This window comes from Candidatus Pseudothioglobus sp. uisw_142, assembly GCF_059512465.1.
In genome coordinates this window covers 41065-66395 of record NZ_CM183452.1, presented here as the reverse complement: position 1 = coordinate 66395, position 25331 = coordinate 41065, and the positions used below count along the sequence as shown (strand labels likewise).

Annotated in this window: 22 protein-coding genes, 2 tRNA genes and 1 pseudogene; 14 read left to right on the top strand and 11 right to left on the bottom strand. The window is 40.5% G+C overall.

The genetic code is table 11. The features are described from left to right. Positions 1 to 4: 4 nt before the first annotated feature. The 7 genes and pseudogenes from purD to AC5YGB_RS00300 all read right to left on the bottom strand — a co-directional run bounded on the left by purD (position 5) and on the right by AC5YGB_RS00300 (position 7129). Positions 5 to 1268, bottom strand: a pseudogene (gene purD, locus AC5YGB_RS00330) (phosphoribosylamine--glycine ligase). Between the two features lie 22 nt (positions 1269 to 1290). Next, complete coding sequence (gene truB, locus AC5YGB_RS00325; protein ID WP_496137363.1) at positions 1291 to 2205, bottom strand: tRNA pseudouridine(55) synthase TruB; 915 nt, start codon at positions 2203 to 2205, stop codon at positions 1291 to 1293. Positions 2206 to 2216: 11 nt separating this feature from the next. Next, a complete protein-coding gene (gene rbfA, locus AC5YGB_RS00320) occupies positions 2217 to 2555 on the bottom strand; it encodes a 30S ribosome-binding factor RbfA (RefSeq protein ID WP_053820711.1) in 339 nt (112 codons plus the stop codon). 14 nt (positions 2556 to 2569) lie between these two features. Next, positions 2570 to 5008 (bottom strand): translation initiation factor IF-2, encoded by a 2439-nt coding sequence (infB, locus tag AC5YGB_RS00315; RefSeq protein ID WP_496137362.1) that lies wholly within the window; start codon positions 5006 to 5008, stop codon positions 2570 to 2572. Between the two features lie 55 nt (positions 5009 to 5063). Further along, complete coding sequence (gene nusA / locus AC5YGB_RS00310) at positions 5064 to 6539, bottom strand: transcription termination factor NusA (protein ID WP_496137361.1); 1476 nt, start codon at positions 6537 to 6539, stop codon at positions 5064 to 5066. A 9-nt stretch (positions 6540 to 6548) separates the two neighbouring features. Then, positions 6549 to 7010 carry a ribosome maturation factor RimP gene (gene rimP / locus AC5YGB_RS00305; RefSeq protein ID WP_496137360.1) on the bottom strand — a complete coding sequence of 154 codons (462 nt, stop codon included), beginning with the start codon at positions 7008 to 7010 and terminating at the stop codon, positions 6549 to 6551. Between the two features lie 42 nt (positions 7011 to 7052). Then, positions 7053 to 7129, bottom strand: a tRNA-Met gene (locus AC5YGB_RS00300). Between the two features lie 98 nt (positions 7130 to 7227). On the opposite strand from AC5YGB_RS00300, the gene gshB reads away from it, so the two are divergent. Further along, entirely contained in the window at positions 7228 to 8184 is a 957-nt protein-coding gene (gene gshB, locus AC5YGB_RS00295; protein WP_496137359.1) for a glutathione synthase, read from the top strand. Here the strand turns inward: gshB and crcB are convergent. Next, entirely contained in the window at positions 8170 to 8571 is a 402-nt protein-coding gene (gene crcB, locus AC5YGB_RS00290) for a fluoride efflux transporter CrcB (protein WP_496137358.1), read from the bottom strand. The two genes, gshB and crcB, sit on opposite strands and share 15 nt — an antisense overlap. Continuing rightward, entirely contained in the window at positions 8568 to 9821 is a 1254-nt protein-coding gene (locus AC5YGB_RS00285; RefSeq protein ID WP_496137357.1) for an AAA family ATPase, read from the bottom strand. The genes crcB and AC5YGB_RS00285 overlap by 4 nt, the downstream gene beginning before the upstream one ends. A gap of 52 nt (positions 9822 to 9873) precedes the next feature. Here AC5YGB_RS00285 and AC5YGB_RS00280 point away from each other — a divergent pair, with 52 nt between their 5' ends. The 5 genes from AC5YGB_RS00280 (at position 9874) to AC5YGB_RS00260 (ending at position 13443) form a co-directional block, all read left to right on the top strand. Continuing rightward, positions 9874 to 11043 (top strand): lytic murein transglycosylase, encoded by a 1170-nt coding sequence (locus AC5YGB_RS00280; RefSeq protein WP_496137356.1) that lies wholly within the window; start codon positions 9874 to 9876, stop codon positions 11041 to 11043. Then, positions 11040 to 11468, top strand: coding sequence for a Holliday junction resolvase RuvX (gene ruvX / locus AC5YGB_RS00275; protein WP_496137355.1), 429 nt, complete (start codon positions 11040 to 11042; stop codon positions 11466 to 11468). Before AC5YGB_RS00280 ends, ruvX begins: the two co-directional genes overlap by 4 nt. Continuing rightward, positions 11449 to 12408, top strand: a complete 960-nt coding sequence (locus AC5YGB_RS00270) for an aspartate carbamoyltransferase catalytic subunit (RefSeq protein WP_496137354.1) — start codon at positions 11449 to 11451, stop codon at positions 12406 to 12408. Before ruvX ends, AC5YGB_RS00270 begins: the two co-directional genes overlap by 20 nt. Before the next feature lie 3 nt (positions 12409 to 12411). Then, on the top strand, positions 12412 to 12969 hold the full coding sequence (locus tag AC5YGB_RS00265) for a UPF0149 family protein (RefSeq protein ID WP_496137353.1): 558 nt from the start codon (positions 12412 to 12414) through the stop codon (positions 12967 to 12969). A gap of 105 nt (positions 12970 to 13074) precedes the next feature. Continuing rightward, positions 13075 to 13443 (top strand): hypothetical protein, encoded by a 369-nt coding sequence (locus AC5YGB_RS00260; protein WP_496137352.1) that lies wholly within the window; start codon positions 13075 to 13077, stop codon positions 13441 to 13443. Positions 13444 to 13497: 54 nt separating this feature from the next. Here the strand turns inward: AC5YGB_RS00260 and AC5YGB_RS00255 are convergent. Both AC5YGB_RS00255 and trxB read right to left on the bottom strand, forming a co-directional pair. After that, positions 13498 to 13573: transfer RNA gene (locus tag AC5YGB_RS00255), tRNA-Phe, on the bottom strand. A gap of 70 nt (positions 13574 to 13643) precedes the next feature. Beyond that, the gene (trxB, locus tag AC5YGB_RS00250) at positions 13644 to 14591 is read right to left on the bottom strand and encodes a thioredoxin-disulfide reductase (protein ID WP_496137351.1); all 948 of its coding nucleotides are present in this window, start codon (positions 14589 to 14591) and stop codon (positions 13644 to 13646) included. A gap of 137 nt (positions 14592 to 14728) precedes the next feature. On the opposite strand from trxB, the gene AC5YGB_RS00245 reads away from it, so the two are divergent. From AC5YGB_RS00245 to AC5YGB_RS00210, 8 genes are all read left to right on the top strand, one after another. Further along, positions 14729 to 16978: a DNA translocase FtsK 4TM domain-containing protein gene (locus AC5YGB_RS00245; protein ID WP_496137350.1), complete on the top strand. Its 2250-nt coding sequence runs from the start codon at positions 14729 to 14731 to the stop codon at positions 16976 to 16978. A gap of 227 nt (positions 16979 to 17205) precedes the next feature. After that, complete coding sequence (locus AC5YGB_RS00240) at positions 17206 to 18780, top strand: ABC transporter substrate-binding protein (RefSeq protein WP_496137349.1); 1575 nt, start codon at positions 17206 to 17208, stop codon at positions 18778 to 18780. Between the two features lie 91 nt (positions 18781 to 18871). Next, entirely contained in the window at positions 18872 to 19849 is a 978-nt protein-coding gene (locus tag AC5YGB_RS00235) for an ABC transporter permease subunit (protein WP_496137348.1), read from the top strand. A 2-nt stretch (positions 19850 to 19851) separates the two neighbouring features. After that, positions 19852 to 20775, top strand: a complete 924-nt coding sequence (locus AC5YGB_RS00230) for an ABC transporter permease subunit (RefSeq protein WP_496137347.1) — start codon at positions 19852 to 19854, stop codon at positions 20773 to 20775. Then, the gene (locus AC5YGB_RS00225; RefSeq protein WP_496137346.1) at positions 20772 to 22490 is read left to right on the top strand and encodes a dipeptide ABC transporter ATP-binding protein; all 1719 of its coding nucleotides are present in this window, start codon (positions 20772 to 20774) and stop codon (positions 22488 to 22490) included. The genes AC5YGB_RS00230 and AC5YGB_RS00225 overlap by 4 nt, the downstream gene beginning before the upstream one ends. Positions 22491 to 22518: 28 nt before the next feature. Beyond that, a complete protein-coding gene (locus AC5YGB_RS00220; RefSeq protein ID WP_496137345.1) occupies positions 22519 to 23604 on the top strand; it encodes a M24 family metallopeptidase in 1086 nt (361 codons plus the stop codon). An 81-nt stretch (positions 23605 to 23685) separates the two neighbouring features. After that, complete coding sequence (locus AC5YGB_RS00215) at positions 23686 to 24825, top strand: glycine cleavage T C-terminal barrel domain-containing protein (RefSeq protein ID WP_496137344.1); 1140 nt, start codon at positions 23686 to 23688, stop codon at positions 24823 to 24825. Positions 24826 to 24853: 28 nt separating this feature from the next. Further along, positions 24854 to 25306 (top strand): OsmC family protein, encoded by a 453-nt coding sequence (locus tag AC5YGB_RS00210; protein ID WP_496137343.1) that lies wholly within the window; start codon positions 24854 to 24856, stop codon positions 25304 to 25306. Positions 25307 to 25331: the final 25 nt, after the last annotated feature.

The following is a 25331-nucleotide window of genomic DNA, read 5'->3' as shown; positions in this document are numbered from 1 at the left end:
TCACTTATAGACCCTTAAATCCAATATCTGTGCGGTAATAACTCCCATCCCAGTTAACCATTTTGACCAGGTTGTATGCTTTTTCTTGAGCCTCTTCTAGATTCAATCCAAGAGATGTTGCACATAAAACGCGCCCGCCATTACTTAGAATATTACCATCCTCTAGCTTTGTACCGGCATGAAAAACTTTGGACTCAGATGAAGCTTCAGGTATGGTGATAACCTCATCCTTCTGATAAGAATTTGGATAACCATTAGCCGCCATCACAACCCCCAAAGCAGTTTTTTCATCCCAATCAGCCGACTCTAGTTCTAAATTACCTTGAGTTGCAGCCATACATAATTGCGCAAGATTAGTTTTCAGTCGCATCATGATTGGTTGGGTCTCTGGATCTCCAAACCGGCAGTTATACTCAAGTACTTTGACCTTTTCATTATGATCAATCATAAGTCCTGCATACAAAAAACCAGTGTAGGGCATACCCTCTTTTTTCATCGCGCTAACTGTTGGCTTGATAACATTTTCCATAACATCTTTAAATACCGACTCGCTTACAACTGGTGCAGGAGTAGGCGCCCATGCCTCCAGTATTAGGGCCTTTGTCGCCATTATCACGAGCTTTATGGTCTTGAGATGTTGCCATCGGAAGTATATTATTGCCATCCACCATAACAATAAAACTTGCCTCTTCGCCTCTTAAAAACTCCTCTACAACAACCCTTGATCCTGCCTCTCCAAATCGGTTACCATCAAGCATGTCGTTAATTGCATGAGTCGCTTCACTAAGTGTATTTGCAATAATGACGCCCTTACCAGCAGCTAATCCATCCGCCTTAATGACAATTGGTAAGCCCTTTTCTTTTACATACTCAATGGCTGGTAAAGTTTTAGTAAAAACCTCATAGTAAGCAGTAGGTATCTTATTTCTAGCTAAAAAATCCTTGCAAAATGCTTTAGAGCCTTCTAGCTGAGAGGCGAGCTTGGACGGACCAAATATTGGAAGGCCTTTATCTTGAAACTCATCAACAATCCCAATTACAAGTGGGGCCTCTGGTCCAACAATCGTAATATCGATCGACTCACTCTGTGCAAATTTAATGAGTCCTGAAATGTCTTCAGAGTCAATCTGAATATTGGAAATTTTATTTTCTAATGCTGAGCCTGCATTACCTGGAGCTACAAATACTTGCGCAACTTCATCAAATTGAGCACACTGCCAAGCTATCGCATGCTCTCTTCCTCCAGAGCCAATAATTAAAACTTTCATCTTGTTCATATTTTAATTCTAACTAATTTATAAAAAGCCTTTTTGGTAAAACCTCGGATAAGTCGTTGCTTTGACCAATTCCAATAAATTCTTTTTTCTCATCATAAAGCTTAACTTTTTGATCACTGTCTAAGCCCGTAAAAGTTATTTTTCTTCCAAACTTAATGTCAATTGACTGCTCCAAATTTAAATAAATACTATTTAAAGCTGGGAGCATTTTATCTGCTCCAATCAGAACAGGATCTAAATTAGATAAGTTATCTGCTTTGAGTGTCTCCAGCTCTTCAAACGTTTTTCCCTGGGCAATATCAAAGTGAGCAAACCCGATCCTCCTAAGCTCAATCACATAGCCGCCACAGCCTAATAATTTACCAATATCCTCGATTAGTGTTCTAATATAGGTGCCCTTTGAACATGACACTTCAAGAGTTAATATATCTGCATCAAAATCCTTAAAAAGGATTTCATGAATACTGACTTCTCTTGCTTCTCTTTCAACTTCGATACCCTTTCTAGCAAGTTTATATAGAGGTGTCCCTTCTCTCTTAAGAGCAGAGTACATTGGTGGTATTTGCTTTATGTTACCAATAAGATTGAGCAGTGTGCTTTTGATAGTGGTATCGTCAACATCTTTAATTGAGCCATACTCAGACAGCTCTCCCTCAGAGTCACCAGTGTTACTGACTTGACCTAATTTACCCCTAACAAAATAGCGCTTATCTCCATCGAGTAAAAACTGTGCAATCTTTGTTGCCTCGCCAAAACAAATCGGAAGAAGCCCGCTCGCCAACGGATCAAGGCTTCCAGTGTGGCCTGCTTTATTGGCATTAAATAGGTATTTCACATCTTGCAAGGCTGAATTAGAGCTACAACCACTCGCTTTATCTAAAAGCAAAACTCCGTTAATGTCTCTACCTTTTTTATTGCGTCTAGACACGATTCAATGATTTAAAGCTTATTTAGAAGGTCATCCATTCTAGCACCCGTATTTGGAGCAGTATCGTAAATAAAATTCAGCGATGGCGTATGCCTAAGGTCAAGTGCTTTGGATAGAGATGACCTAAAAAAACCACTAGCCTTGTTAAGTAGATGACTGACATCATTATGAGATTCATCATCAACAGAGAAAAAAACTTTAGCGCTTGTCAAGTCACGACTGACAATGACATCTGTAATAATCACATCTTTAAGTCTTGGATCTTTAGTCCCAGTTGACAGCAACAGAACGAGCTCACGCTTAATCAACTCATTAACCCTTTCCGCTCTAAAGCTAGCTTGCTGCGGCATTTACACTATACCTCTTAGAGTGAACGTGCTCGTTCAATTCGCTCGAAGACCTCTATCTGGTCGCCAGGCTGGACATCGGTATAGTTAAGGACACCAATACCGCACTCAGTTCCAGATTTCACCTCTTTTACATCATCTTTGAAGCGCCTTAGTGACTCTAGTTCGCCTTCATAAATCACGACACTCTCTCGTAAAACACGAATTGGACTATCTTTCCTTACTACGCCCTCTTCCACCATACAACCAGCAATATCACCAAACTTAGGCGATCTAAATACATCTTTCACGCCTGCTATTCCGATAATATTTTCGCTCAACTCTGGACTTAGCATTCCGCCCATAATTGCCTTAATGTCATCAATCAGGTTATAAATAATACTGTAATATTCGACCCTGACGCCCTCGGTATCTGCTGTTTTTCTGGCCACTGCGTCCGCTCTGACGTTAAAGCCAAGGACTATTGCTTCGGAGGCACTTGCTAATGAAATATCAGTGTTATTGATTGCACCAACACCTGAAGAGACAACCTTAACTTTAACTTCATCAGTTGAAAGCTCCTCTAAAGCTTCAACTAGAGCCTGGGCTGAACCCCTTACGTCTGATTTAATTAATACATTAACTGTAGAGACCTCTCCTTCTTCCATTTTTGAGAAGAAGTTATCCATTTTTTCAGCTTGCTGCTTCTGGAGTTTAGTCTCGCGATCCTTTGTTTTTCTGAACTCTGCAACTTCTCTAGCTTTTCTTTCACTTTCGACAACTAGAACCTCTGCACCAGAGTCTGGCACTCCCGAAAGACCTAAAATCTCAACGGGTGAAGATGGTCCCGCCTTATTAATCGGCTTACCATTATCATCAATAATTTGTTTGACCTTTCCGAACTCAAGGCCTGCAATAACGATATCACCTTTTTTAAGGGTACCCGACTGAATCAGAACAGTCGTTACTTTTCCTCGTCCCTTATCTAAACGGGCTTCTAGAACAACACCGCTGGCTGGCTTGTCAATAACTGCACTGATCTCAGACATTTCAGCTGTCAAGGTAATGCTCTCAAGAAGCTCATCAATACCTTCGCCTGTATGCGCCGAAACTCCAACCATTAAGACGTCACCGCCCCACTCATCTGCAATAACATCATGAGTGGATAAGACTTGTTTTATCTTATCAATATCAGAACCTTCTTTATCAATTTTATTAATAGCAACTATGATTGGCACATTTGAATCTTTCGCATGCTTGATAGACTCAATGGTCTGAGGCATAACGCCATCATCCGCGGCAACAACGAGAATAACAATATCAGTCGCAGATGCGCCTCTATGTCTCATCTTTGAAAACGCGGCGTGACCTGGAGTATCGATAAAAGTAATCAAACTCTCTTTTTGTTCAACTTGATAGGCGCCAATGTGCTGAGTAATACCGCCTGCCTCAACTGAAGTAACTTTGGACTTGCGAATGTAGTCAAGGAGTGATGTTTTTCCATGGTCAACATGGCCCATGATTGTAACAACAGGTGGCCTTGGAGCAGATTCTGAATCTGTGCTAGTTTCCTGGATAAGCGTATCTTCAACTGTTTCCTCACTACTTGCAATTGGAGTGTGTCCCATCTCTTCTACAACCAGCATTGCTGTATCTTGATCAATAACATCGTTAAGCGTTGCCATAACGCCCATCCCCATCATTACCTTTAAGACCTCTCCAGCCTTCGTTGTCATCTTAAGTGCTAGCTCAGATATTTTGATAGTCTCAGGGATTAAAACCTCATGTTTGATTGGCTCAACAGGTTTGTGAAAACCATGCTGCGCCTGCTCGTCCTGAACTTTTTGGGAAATCTGTGTTCTTTCTTTTTTCTTAAGCTTCCTATTAGGATTATGCTTTGCAACATGAAGCTCTTTACGCTTTGGTGCTGAATCTGATGCTGATCTATGCCTCTTTGGGCCCTTCTTTTTGTCTTGAGCTTTGTCAGCTTCAAGCTTTTCTTTATCTTTTTTCGCTTGCTGTTCCTTCTCAGTCAATTCTTTTTGAGTTTTTTGAGCCTGTATCTCTTCATTCATTACTTTTTGCTGACGCACCATATCATTTCGCTTTGCATCATGCTCCTCATCTTTTTGTTCAGCAAGCCTTCCTGCCTCCAAAGCCTCTTTAGCCTGTAATATTGCAGCATCATCCACCCCATTAGATTGAGCAGTTTGTGGCACTTCACGCTTCTTTTTAACCTGAATTTTAACGCCGCCTGTTGATGAGCTTGCAGCTGGCTTTGTAGTTTTTCTTGTAACCGAGATACTTGATTTTGTTGCTGAGCGTTTACTCAAACTTGACATTAAAATCTGTCTCTCTTCTGCAGAAATATTTGACTCTGCTGTCTTTCCAGAAATACCTGCACCTGACAAGATAGAAATAACTTGATCAGGTGACTTCTTGAGTAATTTTGATAAACTTTCTACAGTGTGTGCCATATTATATTTCTACCTATTTATTTCAGTTATTTGTACTAAATATCAATCCTGTCAATTAGTCAAACCAGCCTTCTTTTTCTCTGGCTGCCATGATAACAGCTGAAGCAGTATCATTTCCAATATCTTGAATGTCCAATAATTCGACGATTGAAAGTTCAGCTAACTCATCCACAGTGCTAATTTCAGCGTCTACTAGAGCTTGCGCTAATGCATCATCAACACCCTCAACGCCTAGTAAAACTTCTGATGCTTCTGCATCATTTAATGCCTTAACCAACTGGGCATCTTGGGCTCTTTCTTGAAGCTCATCAACCATCTCAGAATCGAATTCTTCAATCTTCGATAGAATTTCTGATTCCGCCTCAGCAATCTCATCAAGATTGGTGTAGCCTTCATCTATTAATACGCCTGCAACTTCAGCATCAACGCCTAGTTTTTCAGCAAGCTTCTCTCCAGTTTTCTGAAGCTCTTTGGCTTGTAATTCGTCCGCATCACTCAGTGACATGACATTCAGCTTCCAGCCCGTTAATTTGCTAGCAAGCTTGATATTTTGACCACCTCTTCCAATGGCAAGTGCCAACTGGTCTTCTTCAACTGCAATGTCCATAGAGCCCTTATCCTCATCAACGACAATTGAACTTACCTCTGCAGGCGCCATTGCATTGATCACAAACTGTGCAGGATCTTCGTCCCAAAGAATAATATCAACCCTTTCACCATTAAGCTCATTTGAAACAGCCTGAACGCGAGCGCCCCTCATTCCGATGCATGAGCCAATTGGGTCAATTCGCTTGTCTTTTGCTTTAACTGCTAACTTTGAACGAAGGCCTGGATCTCTTGCCCCTGCTTTAATCTCTATAACGCCCTCACTAATTTCAGGAACTTCCATTTCAAACAACTGAATCATCATGTCGTTTACAGTTCTGCTTAGGAAAATTTGAGCACCGCGCGGCGTCGATTTCACCTCTTTGATATAAGCTCTCAAACGATCATTCTTTCTAATTGACTCATTTGGGATGAGGTCATATTTTGAAACCATGCCATCAATTCCGCCCATATCGACGTATACATTACCTCGGTCTACTCTTTTGACAGTGACCATCACAACCTCTCCCACACGCTGAGAGTAGTTATCAACGACAACCGTTCTTTCAGCCTCGCGAACCTTTTGGATAATAACCTGCTTAGCAACTTGCGCTGCAATTCTGCCAAACTCGAGAGATTCCATTGGCTCTTCAACAAAAGCGTCAATATCTAGTCCATTAGCATCAGCTTGGTAAATGTGAAGCTCTGAATCAAACATGTTTCCATCATCATCAACAAACTCCTCGCCATCTTCGATGACTTGCCACTGCCTAAAGGTTTTAAATTCACCTGTATGCCTGTCGACCTCTACACGAACCTCAATGTTGTTGCGCTTCTTTGTTGCAACTGCTAAGGCCTCTTCTAATGACTCAAGAACATCCTCTTTTGTGATATTCTTTTCATTTGAGATTGCCTCAATCATTAAAAATAACTCTTTGCCATCCATGGGCTTCTCCTAAAAATGAGCAACTAAATTTGCTTTTTCAATTAAATCTATATCTAAAGTAACAGGGCCAAGCTCTGTCACTAATTCTAGTGAATTACTTTTTTCACTCACGCTTCCAATGGCACCAGTAAAATTTCTTCTTCCTTCTATCGGCCTGAATGTTCTCAATCGTACGTCATGCCCTAAAAAACGCATGTAATGTGCGACCACAAAAAGAGGTCTCTCAATGCCAGGTGAAGACACTTCAAGATTATACTGCCCAGTAATCGGGTCCTCAACATCCATTATTGCACTTACTTGGCGCGATACAATCTCACAATCATCAACACCAATGCCATCCTCTGAGTCTATATAAAGCCTCAATATAGAGTGCTTTCCGCTAGGGACATATTCAATACCTAGCAGCTCATAGCCCAAGTCTTTAATACTTGGGTTAATTATTGAAAGCACTTTATCCGCTATCTTAGCCACAAAAAACTCCTAATAAAAACCCCCAAAAGAGGGGGTCTAAATTGGTAGCGGGGATAGGATTTGAACCTATGACCTTCGGGTTATGAGCCCGACGAGCTACCATGCTGCTCCACCCCGCACTAAAGAGGCGAAATTATACGCCCAAAACCTCGCTAATTCAACATAATTTGGCCACCATGCGTATTATTATTAAAACTGATTGCATTATAATATGTCGATGAAGCCAATTAGACTCGGCGTATTGATGGACGATATTTCCAGCATTAAGCCCCACAAAGACTCTACTTTTGCAATGATGCTTGAGGCGCAGGCGCGCCATTGGGAAATCTACACCTTTGACAGCTCAGACATGTATTACTCAGATGGCAAGGTTATTGCCGATTCAAGAAAAACATTGGTGAATGATTCTAAGTCAGACTGGCATTCCCGTGAAGACACTCAGCCCCTTTCACTAAGCTCGCTTGATGCTGTATTCATGCGCAAAGACCCTCCTTTCGATATGGATTATATTTATGCAACTTATCTTTTAGAGCAACTAGAATCAGAAAGCGTCCTGGTGGTCAATAAACCAAGCTCTTTGAGGGATGCAAACGAAAAACTATTTGCCCTTAATTTTCCAGAATGCATTCCAAAAACCCTTGTTAGCTCAAATATTGAAAAACTAAATACCTTTATTAATGAGATAAAAACTGTGGTCGTCAAACCGCTTGATGGCATGGGGGGAACTGATATATACAAACTCTCACAGGGAGATCATAATATTGAAGATGTGCTTCAAAAGATCACTAATAGTCAAAGTCGCTATATTATGGCGCAAGAATTTTTGCCAGAAATAAAAAAGGGTGATAAACGCATCCTTTTAATCAATGGTAAGCCTGTTGACTATGCACTAGCAAGGCTTCCTGCAGAGGGAAGCTTTAAAGGAAACTTAGCCGCTGGAGCTAAGGGAGTTGGTCAGCCCTTGTCTGAGAGGGATCGCTACCTATGCTCACAGATCGCGCCAATGCTAATTGAAAAAGAGCTGATGTTTGTTGGTCTTGATGTCATTGGTGATTATATTACTGAAATTAACGTGACCAGCCCGACCTGTATTCGTGAACTCGACAAACAGTTTGGTCTCAATATATCAGCGATGCTTTTGGATGAAGTTGAAAATAGGTTATCCCTGCGCTAGATTAAATCCATATTTTGCAAGCATGACTCCCAGACTTGCGGCCAGAAGTGAGAGGCTTAAATTTAATAAGATATTGATCAGTGCTTGTGAGTAATCTCCGGCGCCAAGCATCTCAACGGACTCAATAGAAAGCGCTGACATCGTTGTTAGAGAGCCCGCAAGGCCGACAAGAAGCATCAAGCGATAGGTTTCACTCAGGTAGAGTTTTTCTAAGACAAGTACAATTAAAATGCCTGCAAGAAATGATCCAATGATATTAGAAATTAGGGTTCCGTAAGGGATACCGCTCCCAAGATATTGAATGGATAAAATGCCTATATAGTATCGACAGGTAGCGCCAATTGTGGCGCCTATACCGATACTCGCAATAGATGAAAAAGTGCTCATAAATCTGACCTAAGCTGATCTAATTTTTCTTTAATTTTAATCTCTAGGCCTCTATCAGTGGGCTCATAATAGATTTTTTCTCCCATCTCTTCTGGGAAATAAGTCTGCCCCTTGCTATAAGCATTGAGCTCGTGATGCGCATAACGATAACCCTTTCCATGTCCAAGCTCTTCCATGAGCTTTGTGCTTGCATTTCTAAGATGGATAGGAACATCTAGGTCATTGGTTTCTTTTGCCCCTGCGATGGCCTCATTAAAGGCGGTATAAACCGCATTTGATTTTGGTGCGCACGCACAAAATACCGCCGCCTGGGCAATCGCACGGTTCCCTTCCTTGTCCCCCAAGCGCTCATAAACATCCCACGCATTCACCGTGATTTGAAGCGCCCTTGGATCAGCGTTGCCAATATCTTCAGAGGCTATTGCGAGGAGCCTCCTCGCAATAACTTTTGGGTCGCAGCCTGAAACAATCATCCTAGCCATCCAATAAAGAGCGCCGTCTGGGGAGGATCCTCTGACTGACTTGTGAAAGGCTGAAAGCTGCTCATAATAAATATCACCGCCTTTATCAAAACTGCTGACTTTACTTTGGAGCGTTTTGACAATATCTTTTTTGCTTAACGCGTGATTAGATTTATGCGTTAACTGCTCAATAATATTGATGAGTCTGCGCGCATCGCCATCACTACTATCGATAATAAGAGACAAGGAGCCATCATTCTCAAGAATAATGGCTTGGTCAGTTATAGCTCTGATGGCAATACTTTCAAGCTCCTTGCTACTTAGCTTATTTAAGATATAGACTCTTGCCCTTGATAGCACTGAGGAGTTAATTTCAAAAGAGGGGTTCTCAGTCGTTGCTCCAATTAAAGTAATCAGCCCCGACTCAATGTGAGGCAAAAAAGCATCCTGCTGCGCTTTATTGAATCGATGGATCTCGTCTACAAATAGTATCGTGCTTGTATCATTTTGCTTATAGAGTTGAGCGTGCTTAATAACATTTCTAAGCTCTTTAATGCCGTCCAAGACAGCTGACATCTGCTCAAAATGTGCCCCCATCTGAGCGCAGATAATTCTTGCTAGGGTCGTCTTGCCTACGCCCGAAGGCCCCCACAAAATCATAGAGTGAAGCTGCTTGTCACTCAATGCTTTGCCAATTGGCTTGTCAGTATCAAGTAAGTGGCGCTGCCCAATAAAATCATTTAGATCTGAAGGTCTTAATTTTTCAGCTAATGGCTTATAGGTCGACATCTTGATTTAGATTAATTAAAATAAGGTGGTATTGTCTCATTATAATTTACATATGTTTTTAAGATTTTTTTGTCTTGTTTTTCTAACAACAAGCGTTTTTGCAAATTCACAGTCTTTTGAAGACTTTCTTGATCAGGTTCGCAAATCTGCAACCGAACAGGGCGTCTCAAAAGCAACCCTTGACAAGGCCTTCTTGGGCCTAGTAGAGCCAAAGCCTGAAATTATTGATTCTGATAAATCTCAAGCTGAGTTTACTCAAAATTTTTGGCGCTATGTCAACAAAAGAGTCAGCAAAACCCGGCTCAATAATGGCAATGATACATTAAATAAAAATGCCACATTACTCAACAAAGCCTCGCAAAAATATGGCGTCCCAGCACATCTCATTGTAGCCTTCATGGGCCTTGAGAGTAATTATGGAAACTACATGGGTAACGAGAGGCTTATTCAATCTTTAGCAACTCTAGCCTATGATCCAAGGCGCTCAAAATTCTTCACAAGAGAGCTAATTGCCGCACTAAAACTAATGGATAAAAAAACCATCCCAATTGATGCGACTGGCTCATGGGCAGGGGCAATGGGTGCTGTTCAGTTCATGCCGTCCAATGTCATTGCTTATGGCGTTGATGCCAACAATGATGGTAAGGTTGACCTATGGAAAAACAAGGAAGATATCTACGCAAGTGCTGCAAACTTTCTCAGTGAGCTTGGCTGGAAAAAAGGAGAAAAATGGGGTCGTGAAGCTTTAATCCCTAAAAACTTTGACTACCGATTAACTGGCTTAAATGTTGAAAAGACGGTTAATGAATGGGCAGCACTTGGGGTTCTTAAAGGGAATAGATCAGCCCTTCCAAAATCAAATTTTAAGGCCTCTTTAATTGTTCCGATGGGTCACAAAGGCCCTGCTTTTTTGGTCTACAGAAATTTTGAAGTGATCATGGGCTGGAACCGCTCAATCCTCTACGCACTCTCTGTAGCCTACTTATCAGACAGACTGAACGGTGCTGGAAGACTCTCTGCAAGACCACTGGACGAGCCGCTTCTGAGTAGAGAAGATGTGATGCAGATTCAAAACACTCTTAATCTTTTGGGCTATGACACCGGCACACCTGATGGAATGGCTGGACCCAAGACCAGGCAGGCCACCAGAAAATTCCAATCAGATATCGGCTTTGTTGCAGATGGCTACGTTGGATACGAACTATTTCAACAACTCCAATGACCATCAAAACCTATCTTGGCTTTGATGTTGGCACGAAACGAACAGGCGTTGCTATTGCAAATAGCCTAACCACCCAGGCGAATGGAATTGACACTGTCATTCACAACAAGGATGGTTCAACAAACTGGAAAGATCTTGAGGGCCTTATCAGTCAGCATAATCCAGATGGATTCATCGTTGGACTTCCACTTGATAAGAGCAATCAAGACCAGGAAATGACTTTCATCGCAAAATCATTTGGAAAAAAACTCGAACAGCGCTTTAACACTCCTGTCTTTTTTATCGATGAATATTTATCCTCTTCAGAAGCAAAAAACCAACTAAAATGGCACTACGCTCATAAAAACGCTGATAGGGCTGATGTAGATAAGCGATCAGCAGAACTAATTTTGCAGACTTGGCTCAATGAAACCACACACGATTAGCAACGATGCACAGCTCAACTCGAATGGAAGATTATCACATCTATTAGGGCTAGAAGGCCTTCCCAAAAATCAAATTGAAAAAATACTCGATGTTGCTGATGATCTTATAGATAAAAAAGGCAACCTTCAAAAAACTAAAATCTTGAGAGATATGTCGGTTGCCAACCTCTTCTTTGAGCCCTCAACACGAACACGAAACACCTTTGAGATTGCTGGAAAGAGAACCAGTGCCAAAACAATAAACGTAGACCTGGCGAACTCGGCGACCAAGAAAAATGAAACCTTGATGGATACAATGCATACGCTTAAAGCGATGCAAATTGATATGTTTGTCATCAGGCACAAGCAAAACGGGATGCCGCATCATGTAGCTGAAAATATAAAGGGCGTGTCCATCATCAACGCGGGTGACGGCATCAATGCACACCCAACCCAGGCGCTATTAGACGTCCTCACAATTCGTCAACACAAGAAGATGTTTGATAATCTATCGGTCGCCATTGTTGGTGATATCAGGCACTCTCGCGTTGCACGATCCTTAATACAAGCCATGAAAACTTTGGGAATAACAGATATTCGTTTGATTGCTCCAGAGACGCTTCATTACAAAGAAGAGACTCCAGGGTTAGAGCGCTTTGATAATCTGGATCAGGGCATCGAAGGGGCTGATGTTATTATCTCTTTGAGGCTACAAAAAGAGAGAATGATTGCCGCAGATATTCCTGATGAGCAGACCTATTTTGAAGGTTTTGGCCTTACAAATGAAAGATTGAAGCTTGCTAAACCTGATGCAATTGTGATGCATCCTGGACCCGTTAATAGAGGCATAGAGCTGAGCTCTAATGTTGCTGATGGACCTCAATCGGTGATACTTCAACAGGTCACCAACGGCATTGCAGTCCGCATGGCTGTTATGGAAATACTTGCTGGAGCTTTTTAAATCATGAGCCAGTCCATTAATTATGATCTTGCAAAAGATGCACTTCATAAACTCAACACCGACGATACGATCTCATCTGCGCACGGCCTACTATGCGGCTTTTATTGTGTCAAACAAGACATCCATCTGAATGAATGGCTCAATGAAATCTTAGTGAGCATTGATCTTAACAACCTCCTTGAAAAGGAAGCGCACCAGGTACTAGCCGAGATATTCAACAACACCAGTGAGCAACTTGCCGACCCAACGCTCAACTTTTGGCCTGTGATTGCAGACGATAACTCGCCTCTCAGAGAGCAGGCAAATACACTGATTGAATGGTGCCAAGGATACCTAGTGGGTCTCGGCCTTAGCTCAGTAGAGACCTCTGATGACGAGGTAACAGAGATGATTAAAGATATCAGTGAAATATCTCAGCTTGATGCAGACCTTCTGGACACTGATGATAATACTGAGGATTTTTATGAGATCGTTGAGTTCGTTAGAATTGGCGTTTTATTTATTCAAGAAACCCTTCAGCCCTCAAAACAGGACTTTATTAACCCAACCCAACTCCACTAAAAGTTGTCATTTGATTTAATAGGAATCATTATTATTAAGGCTTATAATATCAATTAGCTCATTAGGGCTGATCTATAAAAACTTTAATAACTTTAGGAGTAAGGAATGACTTTATCAAATTTATTTAAAGCACAAGCAATCTTTGTCTGGCTCTATGCTGCATTATTTTGGGTAGCGCCTGAGATGGCTGCTCAAGGGCCTGGCTGGACTTTAACACCTAACATGGTTTCTTTTGGACAAATCTTAGCGGTTCCATTATTTGCTCTAGGATTGTTCTCATGGATGGCACCAAGCTGGGTTGGAGACAACCTAATGAAAGTTGGAATGATCTTTGGTGTATACATTAACCTTGGTCTCGTTGCAGTTCAGGTATTACATATATCAACTGGAGCAGCTAAATTTGACCCAATGGGAATGATACCAGCTCTAATTTTAGCAGCATTATTCTTTTGGAAAACTCGCGCTTCAAGCTAGATAGTAAGTTATAAAAAAGCCGAATTAAACTTTGGTCTAATTCGGCTTTAAATATGGTGGCCACACCTAGAATTGAACTAGGGACACAGGGATTTTCAGTCCCTTGCTCTACCAACTGAGCTATATGGCCAAATCGCGTAATTATACACAAGGCAAATCATAATTGAGTTTGAATTTAAAGGCTCTAAGCCTTGCCTAGTCTAAGAGTTATCTAAAAATTTTTCTGCGTCTAAAGCTGCCATACATCCCGAGCCAGCAGAGGTAACTGCTTGCCTGTAAACATGATCTGCCACATCTCCAGCTGCAAAAACGCCTTCAACACTTGTTTGAGTCGCATTTCCCTCTAATCCAGCCTGAACTTTGATATAGCCATTGTTGATTTCAATTTGTCCCTCAAAGATACCTGTATTTGGCTTATGTCCAATCGCTATAAAAACGCCATGCACATCAATCTCTTTTGTGTTTCCGTCATTTCCCCTTAGACGAAGGCCTGTAACGCCCATCTCGTCACCTAAAACCTCATCCAAATTATGGTCCCACTCTATTGTGACGTTTCCATTTTGAGCTTTTTCCATAAGCTGGTCTGAGAGAATCTTTTCAGATCTGAATTTATCTCTTCGATGAACAACGGTGACATGGTCAGCAATATTTGACAGATAAAGCGCCTCTTCCACTGCCGTATTGCCGCCGCCTATTACAGCAACCTTTTGGCCGCGATAGAAAAAACCATCGCATGTCGCACAGGCTGAAACGCCCTTACCTTTAAAGGCTTCTTCAGAGTCAAGCCCTAAGTACTGAGCGGTTGCTCCTGTTGAAATAATGACAGCATCCGCAGTATAAGTGGTCTCACCGCCCTGAAGCGTAAAAGGACGCTTCGAGAAGTCAACACTCGTGATATGATCGTTAATAATTTCAGTGTTAAATCTTAGGGCATGGTCTTTCATCCGCTCCATCAAGTCTGGACCCTGAAGCCCATCATGATCGCCAGGCCAGTTGTCAACGTCAGTCGTGGTCATTAATTGACCGCCCTGTTCAAGTCCACTCACCATCACTGGATTTAGGTTAGCTCTAGCCGCATAGACTGCAGCAGAATAGCCAGCAGGGCCTGATCCAACAATCAAAACGCGGCAATGTTTAATATCACTCATAATGAAATACTTTATACTAATTAATCAAATGAGTATTATAAGCTGTCTTGAAAAAAAATAATAAACGAACCACTCAAAATACCCCTATAAATAATCCGCGCTCAAAACTCGTCAGTGAGTCTATTTTTATTTTGCTGATGATGGTAGGTGCAATTTTTTTCATATCACTTATAACCAGCTCTCTCAGTGAAGACCCTTGGACAGGTGGGACTGTGCTTAACGAGCCAGTAGCGAATAAGGCAGGAGTTTTTGGTGCTTACTTAAGCGACATCAGTTTTGCAATATTTGGCTACGTATCCTATTTAATCCCAATAGCCATTGTATGGCTTGGCTATAACTTCCATAGAGATGCAAACAAGGAGCACCAAAGTCAGCTGACATTTTTAATGCGCCTTATATCCTTCTTTGTGATGCTCTTCTTTATTGCAGCCCTTGCTCACCAGTATGCACCCAATATAGAGTTAATGGAAAACATCAAAGTCGCCTTCTTATCGGGAGGATGGGTAGGTGAGTCGATGCACGAACACCTTTTTTATGGATTTTTTGGAGACTCTTCAACACTCATTTATGTGGGAATCATTTTGGTTAGTTTTAGTATTGCAACTAGCGCCTCTTGGAAAAATATTAGCACCTCACTGTTCAAAAATCGTCTCAACAAAAGAGAAAAGACTCAAGACAAGCCAAAGAAGGAAAAAATAAAGCCAGAAATCATTAGCTCTAAGCCTGCTTCTGTAGAGTCAATCAAAATAGACAGCCCCAATAAAGCAGAGAAGGCTGAAAAACCTAAGAAGACTGAGAAGGCTGAAAAACCTAAGAAGACTGAGAAGCCTCAAAAAGAACAAGGCAGCAACCTATTTAAATCTGGGACATCGGGCGGTTTACCAGACTTATCACTACTTGATGATGTTGACAATTCTGGGTTAGGCTATACAGAAGAATTTTTAGTGGAGATGGGCCAGCAAGTTGAAATTAAGCTGAAAGACTTTGGTTTTGATGTCACCATCACAGCAGTCACCCCAGGCCCTGTTGTCACTCAATTTGAAATATCCCTAGCACCTGGCATTAAAGTCAGTCAAATTATGAACCTTAACAAAGATCTCGCCAGAGCGCTTCTTGTTGAGAGCGTCAGAATCGTGGATGTGATTCCTGGAAAGCCAGTCATTGGACTTGAAATACCAAATAACAATCGCGAGATGATTGGCCTTAAAGAAATTCTCTCTAGTGAAGCTTTTGCTAAGGCAAACTCCACACTCTCCATGGGGCTTGGTAAGGATATTAATGGCTTGCCAGTAGTTGTTGATCTTGCAAAAATGCCTCATTTACTGGTAGCTGGCGCAACAGGAATGGGTAAGTCAGTGGGCCTTAATGCGATTATTTTAAGCATCTTATATAAGGCATCTCCAGAGCAGGTCAGGCTGATCATGATTGACCCTAAAATTGTTGAACTTGCCTCATACGCCGACATTCCTCACCTTCTAACGCCGGTAGTGACAAACATGAATGAGGCTGCAAGCGCACTCTGGTGGTGTGTCAATGAAATGGAAAGGCGCTACAGCCTCCTTGCCAAATTTGGTGTCAGAAATATTGAATCATTCAATGAAAAACAGCGTCTTGCTAAAAAGTCTGGGAAACCACTTTTAGACCCATCTTTTAATCCAGAGACTGCCAAAGAGGGTGAGGAGCACCCAGAACTTGAAGCGCTCCCTCTGATTGTTATAGTCATTGATGAGTATGCCGACATGTTAGGCGCACTTGCACAAGAAGATCGCGCCAAATCGAAACGAGTTGAGAGCCTTATTGTCCGAATAGCTCAAAAAGCTCGTGCTGCCGGAATGCACCTGATTGTTGCCACGCAAAGGCCAAGTGTTGATGTGATCACAGGCCTTATCAAATCAAACATCCCTACAAGAATGTCGTTCAAAGTCTCATCGAAAACAGATTCCAGAACAATTCTAGATCAATCTGGAGCAGAGCAGCTTCTGGGCATGGGTGATATGCTCTATATGGCCCCAGGAATGTCTCACCTCACCAGGGTGCATGGCGCCTTTGTTGAAGATAGTGAGATACTAAGAGTTGTCAAACACCTCAAGAAGAATTCAAACCCTAACTATTTAGATGGCATTCTTAATCCTCAAACAGAGTCATTCAGCGATAAAGAGCCAGGCCAGTCTTCTGGAGAACAAGATCCTCTTTTTGATGAGGCTGTTCAAATAGTAACATCTACAAGAAGAGCCTCGATATCAAGCCTTCAAAGAAGAATGCGTATTGGCTATAACCGTGCAGCTCGGATTATTGAAGACATGGAAGCTAGTGGGATTGTCAGCTCAATGAATAGCGCTGGTAACAGAGACGTTCTAGCACCAGAACCGATTGACCCAGAGTCCTAAATCAATGCTTTGAATCTCCTTGTTTTTTTTAGCAGAGCTTCTAATACTAATTAAAAAATCGCTAAAAAACCTTGGAACTATCTGATTTCAGTTCGCAGAAGCAGAAAAATATTCTTGACAGTATAGTGCCATTACTATAAAGTTGATTAAAGCCAACTTTATTAGTTGGTTTTTTAATCGATAATCTATTGCGCCTTATTTAAGGCGTTTTTTAAGGAGAGAGAAAAATGAAAAAAACTTTAAGTATTGTTTTGTCAGTGCTATTAATGGGTATTTTTTCACCAGCCTTTGCCAATTCAATTAAATGGTCAATGCCCGGTGATTCTTTAACTCTTGATCCGCATGCACAAAACGAAGGACCGACTCACATGGTTTCTCGTCAAATATATGAGGGCTTAGTCACTCCAGGTATCAATATGGAAGTGCTTCCTCAGCTTGCAGAGTCATGGACAACAACTGCTGATGATACGTGGATATTTAATATTCGCAGGGGTGTAACGTTTCATGACGGTTCATCTTTAACAGCTGGTGATGTTGCTTTTAGTGTCAATAGAGCAAAGACTGCTCCATCTGATATGGTTGATTTAATTAAAAGTGTTAAATCGGCAAGAGCAATTGATGATCACACTGTTGAAATAAAAACTGATGGGCCAAACCCAATTCTTTTAAACCAACTAACTCAGATATTTGTAATGTCTGAAGCATGGTCAAAAGCAAATGGCTGTGAAGCTTCATACAATTGGGATGCAGGTGAAACGTCTTATTGCGCATCCAATGCAAACGGAACTGGACCATTTGAAATTACTTTTAGAGAGCAGGACGTTAGGACTGTTTTTGAAAAAAATGACAACTGGTGGGGAAATCACTACACACACAACATAGATCAAATTGAATTACTTCCGATTAAGAATGATGCAACAAGAGTTGCGGCGCTTCTGTCTGGAGAAATCGACTACACTAATGTTGTCCCAGTTCAAGACATCAAAAGGATTAATTCGTCTATGGGTCATGCTGTGAAAATGACTCCTCAAAATAGAACTATATTCTTTGGTATGGATCAAGGATCAGACGAATTGAACTCATCTAACATTAAAGGAAGTAATCCTTTTGCAGATAAAAGAGTTCGTCTAGCAATGTACCATGCTCTAGATATGGACGCTATCCAAGATAAGGTCATGAGGGGACAAAGTGTGCCGGCAGGTATTATTACTGCTCCTGGTGTTAATGGCCACACGGCAGCTCGTGATCAAAGAATGGCTTACGATCCTGCAACATCAAAAAAACTTTTAGCTGAAGCTGGCTATCCTGATGGATTTGAAGTCACATTAGATTGCCCTAATGATCGTTATATCAATGACGAGGCAATTTGTGTAGCGGCTATTAGTATGTTTGCAAAAATTGGTGTTACAGTGAATCTTGATGCGAAGACCAAGAGCCAACACTTCTCAGAAGTAAAAGAGGGTGATGCTAATGGTATGACGAGTGATATGTACATGTTAGGTTGGGGTGTCCCAACTTTTGACAGTCACTATGTCTATTCATACTTGTTTGAAAGCTCTGGAAGCTGGAATAAAGTAAATTTCAGCAATGCTAGAGTTGACGAGTTGGTTGCAGCAATGGGTGTGGAAACAGACCTGGATAAAAGAAATGCTATGATTGCTGAAGCTTGGGATATTACTCAAGACGATGTAACGTATCTTCCTTTACATCACCAAGTTGTTAACCAAGCATCAAAAAGTAATGTTGATGTTCCAATTAGAATGAACAACGAACCATTATTTAGATTTGCAAACGTAAAGTAAAGTAGTAAAAAATTTTCTGGCCAGTTATCTGGCCAGAAAATCATTTCAATTTTTATGTAACATAACCCCCCTCTTTATCAACCAGTTGTCAATGTATATCTATTTCTTTAAAAGACTTTTACAATCTTTCCTTGTAATGATTGTAGTAGCCTTTGTTTCCTTTTCATTGTTCAATTTTGTAGGGGACCCAGTTAACAGCATGACAGGAATAGACGCCTCTTATGAAAGACAGGCAGAGGTTAGAGAGATTCTTGGATTAAATGATCCAGTCTATATTCAATTTTCAAGATTTTTAGGCAATGTTGTCCAGGGTGATTTTGGCATATCTTATCAACTAAAAAGAGAGGTTTCTGACTTAATTGCAGAACGAATGCCGGCCACACTTGAATTAGTATTTGTATCCGCTTTGCTTGCCATCGTAATAGGCGTTATTCTTGGTGTGTATACAGGCATCCATAGGGATAGCTTTATTTCAAATGTCATCCTTGTTGTTTCACTAGCTGGCGTTTCTCTTCCTACGTTCATTATAGGGATAATGTTAATTTACTTATTCTCTGTAATCCTTGGGGTTCTGCCTTCATTTGGAAGAGGAGAGGTTGTTCAGTTAGGTTTTTGGGCAACAGGCTTCTTAACAGTTTCTGGCCTCAAGGCATTAATACTGCCCTCAGTCACATTAAGCTTATTTCAAATGACTTATGTCATCAGACTAGTTCGTGCAGAAATGATGGAAATACTCCAAACAGACTACATTAAATTTGCCAGGGCTAGAGGTATTAAAAAAAATGCCATCAACTATAAGCATGCACTTAAAAATGGCTTAATACCGGTCATCACTATTACTGGTATCAATATCGGAACCTTAATAGCCTTTTCGATTATTACTGAAACAGTATTTCAGTGGCCTGGTATGGGCCTTCTATTTATTAACGCAGTCTACTTTGTTGACATACCAATAATGTCAGCTTACATGATTATGGTTGCCTTTATTTTTGTAATGATAAATTTCATAGTTGATATCACATACTATTTTATCGACCCAAGAATCAGGCTTAAGGAAGAGGCAAGCTAGGAATGTTAAACAAAACTTTCAATAAAATTTACGACACCGATATAGGGTATAGCTTTTTTAATTCAAAAATTGCAATGACCTCTTCCGCTGTTTTGTTTATTATTTTTCTTTGTTCAATTTTTGCTGGTGTGGTTTCGCCCTACAACCCCTTTGACCCAGCTTCAGTCTCATTAATGGATGCCTTTACACCGCCTTCGTGGTCAGAAGGAGGAAGCTCTAGCTTTATCCTTGGAACAGATCAACAAGGTAGAGATATGTTATCAACTATTATCTATGGCTCAAGGATTTCATTAATTGTGGGCTTTGCATCAATCCTTTTTGCAATGATACTGGGCGTATTCCTTGGCGTTACTGCTGGTTATATAGGCGGTAGATACGAGATAATTGTCATGCGAGTTACAGATGTCCAGCTCACAATTCCAAGCATCTTAATGGCACTACTCGTTAACGGTATCGCGAAATCAGTTATTTCACAATCGATGCATAGTGAAATGGCAATTTATGTGTTAATTTTTGCAATTGGTATCTCAGAGTGGCCTCAATTTGCTCGTGTCTCTAGAGCATCCACCTTGGTTGAAAAAAATAAAGAATATGTCTCGGCATCAAGAATTATAGGGCTATCAAACGTCCTGATTATGTTTAAACATATCTTACCAAACATACTCAGGCCTCTATTAGTGATTGCTACAATAGGATTGGCTCTTGCAATCATAACTGAGTCTACGCTCAGTTTTTTAGGTGTAGGAGTTCCACCCACCACTCCTTCACTAGGCACATTAATTAGATTTGGAAATAGTTTTTTATTTTCAGGTGAATGGTGGATTACATTTTTTCCAGCTATCTTTTTAATCATTTTAGCTTTGTCTATTAACCTACTAGGAGATTGGATGAGAGACGCCTTAAATCCAAAATTAAAAATAAGATGAGTCTGCTAAAGGTTAAAAATTTAAACATTAGTTATCCAACTAGAAAAGAAACTATTGTTGCTAGCAAGGATGTTGAATTTACGCTGGAGAGGGGTGAAATATTAGGAATAGTTGGTGAATCAGGCTCTGGAAAATCTACCATTGCAAACGCCATCATCAATTTAATTGACCCGCCAGGTGAAATAACAAGCGGATCAATTAAAATTGATAATGATGAATTAAGAGATAACGAAGAGCTTATCCAAGAAATCAGAGGAAAGAAAATTGGATTTGTTTTTCAAGATCCACAAACATCCCTTAATCCACTATTTAAAATAAAAGATCAACTAATTGAAACCATCCAAACACATCTTAATTTAGACTATCAAGATGCATTAAAAAAATCTATTCAGCTCTTAGAAGAAGTAGGCATTGATAATGCTGAAAAAAGAATTGAAGATTATCCTCATCAATTTAGCGGTGGCATGCGCCAAAGGGTTGTTATTGCTTTAGCGATTAGCTGTGAACCGGATTTGATTATAGCCGATGAACCAACAACTGCTTTAGATGTAAGCATTCAACATCAAATACTGGAATTACTAAAGGATCTGACTAAAAAAAGAAATTTAGGGGTAATGATTATCACCCATGATATGGGCGTTATTGCAGAAACAACAGACAAAGTTATTGTTATGAGACACGGGCTTATTGTTGAACAAGGCGATACAAAGGAGCTATTAACGAATCCTAAATCTAATGAAGCTCGAAGCTTAGTTATTTCAGTCCCGCCAACAAATAAAAAAATTGATAGATTCAAACTTATCAGCCCTGATGGAAAAGAAATTACATCTGACTCGAAAAATTTAACAAAAAATATTATTAAAACCTGGGGCGCTAGAAAAAATACTAATCAAAAGTTATTAGAGCTTTCAGGAATTACTAAAATTTTTGATGATAAGTCCTTAGTGAGTAATTTTTCATTTGGGTCAAAAAATGAAACCGCTGCTAAAGTGGTGAAGGCAGTTGATAATGTTTCTTTTGAACTATTTGAGGGAGAAACTCTAGGCTTAGTTGGAGAGTCTGGCTCTGGTAAATCAACAATAGCAAAAATTATTACAGGTCTCGTTAGACCAACTAATGGGGAGATCTTTTATAACAATCTCTCACTTTATAATTCAAAAAGAAAATACCAAATTGATAAGAGTAGAGGACAGGTTCAGATGATATTTCAAGACCCCTACTCATCTTTAAACCCAAGATTTAAAGTAAGGGACATAATATCTGAGCCAATAAGGCTTTTTCAAAAAAATATTAGCTCTAGTGAGCTTACAAAAAATCTCTATGACTTAATAGATATTGTTGGGATGTCAAGACAATCACTGGATCGCTATCCTCATGAATTTTCAGGTGGACAAAGACAAAGAATATCAATTGCTAGAGCTTTAGCAACTCGTCCTCGCTTATTAATTTGTGATGAACCTACATCTGCGTTGGATGTAAGCATACAAGCACAAGTTCTAAACCTTTTAAAAGATATTCAAGATGAGCTCCATCTGGCCATGCTGTTTATTAGTCATGATCTTCCTGTAATTAGACAAATGTGTAATAGAATTGTAGTACTGAAAAATGGTATTGTTTGTGAGACAAAAGAAAGCGAAGAGTTATTTAATAATCCAGAACATCCTTACACCCAAGAACTTATTAGGCTCATGCCGAAAATTGAATCTATAATTTAATTTATTTATAAATTTATTAGAAAAACATATGCAACTAAAAATAAACTCTGTGCGCAATCGCATGAAGGATAACAATGTTGATTTAATTGCTCTTGGTCCTGGCACTCATATGAAATGGTTGTTAGGCTTCAACCCCTCTCCTGATGAAAGACCTTGTATGTTATTGATGGGATTGGAAAATGATGCCTTCCTTATGCCATCAGTGAATGCAGAGGATGCTATGAAGCGCTCTGATATTAAAATGTTTAGCTGGAAAGATGAAAATGGCCCTGATGAAGCACTAGATGAGGCTCTTTCTTATACTAGCTCATCAAATGCAAAACACATTGCAATAGATGAGGCAATGCGCTCTCACTTTGCCTTATTACTTATCGATGCATTACCAAAACCGACCTATGAGTTTACTAACTCTACAATTGGTGCGCTCAGAATGCGCAAAGATGATAATGAGTACTCTAATCTTAAAGAGAATGCGCTGATCGATGATAGAGCAATGCAAGCTGGCTTTGCAGCAATCAAAGAAGGTGTGACAGAGCTTGAAATTGGTGAGGCAATAAATAAACACTTTATTTCTGAAGGGGCGAAACCTCAATTTTGTATTGTAGGATCTGGCCCAAATGGTGCTTTCCCGCATCATCATACTGGAAATAGAAAAGTAGAAAATGGTGACGTAGTACTGATTGATATCGGTGGTCGAAAAGGAACCTTCCCAAGTGACATGACACGCATGTCTGTAGTAGGAGAACCGCCAAAAGATTATCTTGAGGTTCATGCGATTGTAGAACGTGCAGTGCAAGCAGCAATGGCGGCAGCAAAACCAGGAGTTATGGCCAAAGATGTAGATGCTGCAGCAAGGGGTGTTATTACTGAGGCCGGGTATGGAGAATTTTTTGTTCATAGGACAGGACACGGTCTTGGCATTGATATACACGAGCCACCCTATATCACTGCAACTTCTGAAGTTGTCCTAGATGAGGGAATGGTGTTCTCAATCGAACCAGGAATTTATCTTCAGGGTAGGTTTGGTGTTCGCCTAGAAGAGATTGTTATTTTAAGGGCTGATGGGCCCGAAATTCTTTCGGAACTCACTCGAAAAACGAACTTTATAACGTAGTCAAAAAGCGCCAAAAAAACATCTGCAACATTATGAAAAATGTGTATTATTTTGCATTCTGTTTGATGGTTATTAGTAGCTATGAAAAAAGAATTTAGTTTTGGAACACAGGTTAGAAAATCTCCATATTTTGATGCGACTGTGCGCTGGGGAGCAAAGGGATTTTCGGTCTATAACCATATGTATATTCCTAGAGACTTTGGTGATCCTGTTCAAAACTTTTGGAATCTTGTTAATGATGCAATACTTTGTGATGTTGCAGTTGAGCGCCAAGTTGAAATAACTGGCCCTGATGCGGCTCAATTTGTCCAACTATTAACGCCAAGAAATCTTTCTGAATGTGCAGTAGGACAATGTAAATATGTTTTAATCACCGATGAAAATGGTGGTGTATTAAATGATCCTGTCCTATTAAGACTCGCTGAAAATCACTTCTGGCTATCTTTGGCTGACAGTGATATTTTAATGTGGGCTAAGGGCGTAGCTGTTAACTCTGGGTTAAATGTTAATTTAAGTGAGCCAGATGTTTCACCGCTGCAACTCCAAGGCCCAAGGTCTGGCGATATTGCTAAAGCAATATTTGGTGAGAGAATAGATGGCCTTAAATATTACTGGCTTGAGGAATTTGAACTCAATGGTATTCCATTAATCATATCTAGAACAGGTTGGTCAAGTGAGCTTGGCTATGAAATCTATCTTCGTGATGGCTCTCGTGGAAATGAACTTTGGGATCACATTATGGAGGTTGGTAAGCCAATGGGATTAGTTCCAGGCCATACCTCTACGATAAGAAGAATTGAGGGTGGGATGCTTTCATATCAGGCTGATATGGACTACACAGTAAATCCGTTCGAGCTCGGATTGGGGCGTCTTGTTGATCTTGAGATGGATGCCAACTTTATTGGCAAAGAGGCGCTTAAAAAAATTAAATCTGAAGGGGTTAAGCGACACCAGGTTGGAATAGAAATTTCATGCCCGCCTCTTCAGCATCCAAACACAAGCTATTGGCCAATTATGTTTGGATCAGAAGAAGTTGGGTATATAACTTCAGCGGTTTATTCGCCGAGACTTGACAAAAATATTGCACTTGCTATGATGGATGTTAACCACTCGGCCATAGATACTGCTGCAGAGACGACAACTCCAGAAGGTAATTTTCCTATCAAGGTTGTCCAGAAGCCATTCTATGACCCCAAGAAGAAAATTACCTCGGGATCTTAGCCCGAGTAAATAGGATTAGGAGAAATTTGTGTCTGAACTATCTATCGACCTCAGCTGGAACAGAAAAGAAGAAGAGCTCTCTCCTGGAAAGTTTTCCAGTGAACATCAGGTTACTTATAACGAACAATATAAAGTAATAGCGGACACTGCTCCTGACTGGGGAGGATCTGCCAATAATACCAATCCAGAGCAGGCGCTCGCTGCCTCATTAAGCAGCTGTCACATGATGACTTTTTTAGCTCTTGCTGCAAAAACTAAGTGGCCCGTCAATTCTTACATTGACCATGCTGTCGGTCATCTGGGTAAAAATAGCAAGAAACAGATGGTTGTTAACCGAATTGATTTAAATCCAGTAGTCTCATTCGATAGCGGCTTTGAAGTCAGCGATGAAGAATTAGCAAAAATGCATGATAGGGCCCACAGATATTGCTTTATAGCTAATACATTAGACTCTGAAGTCGAGGTCAATATCAACATTTAAAAAGTTGGCAATGCGTTTCTGCTAA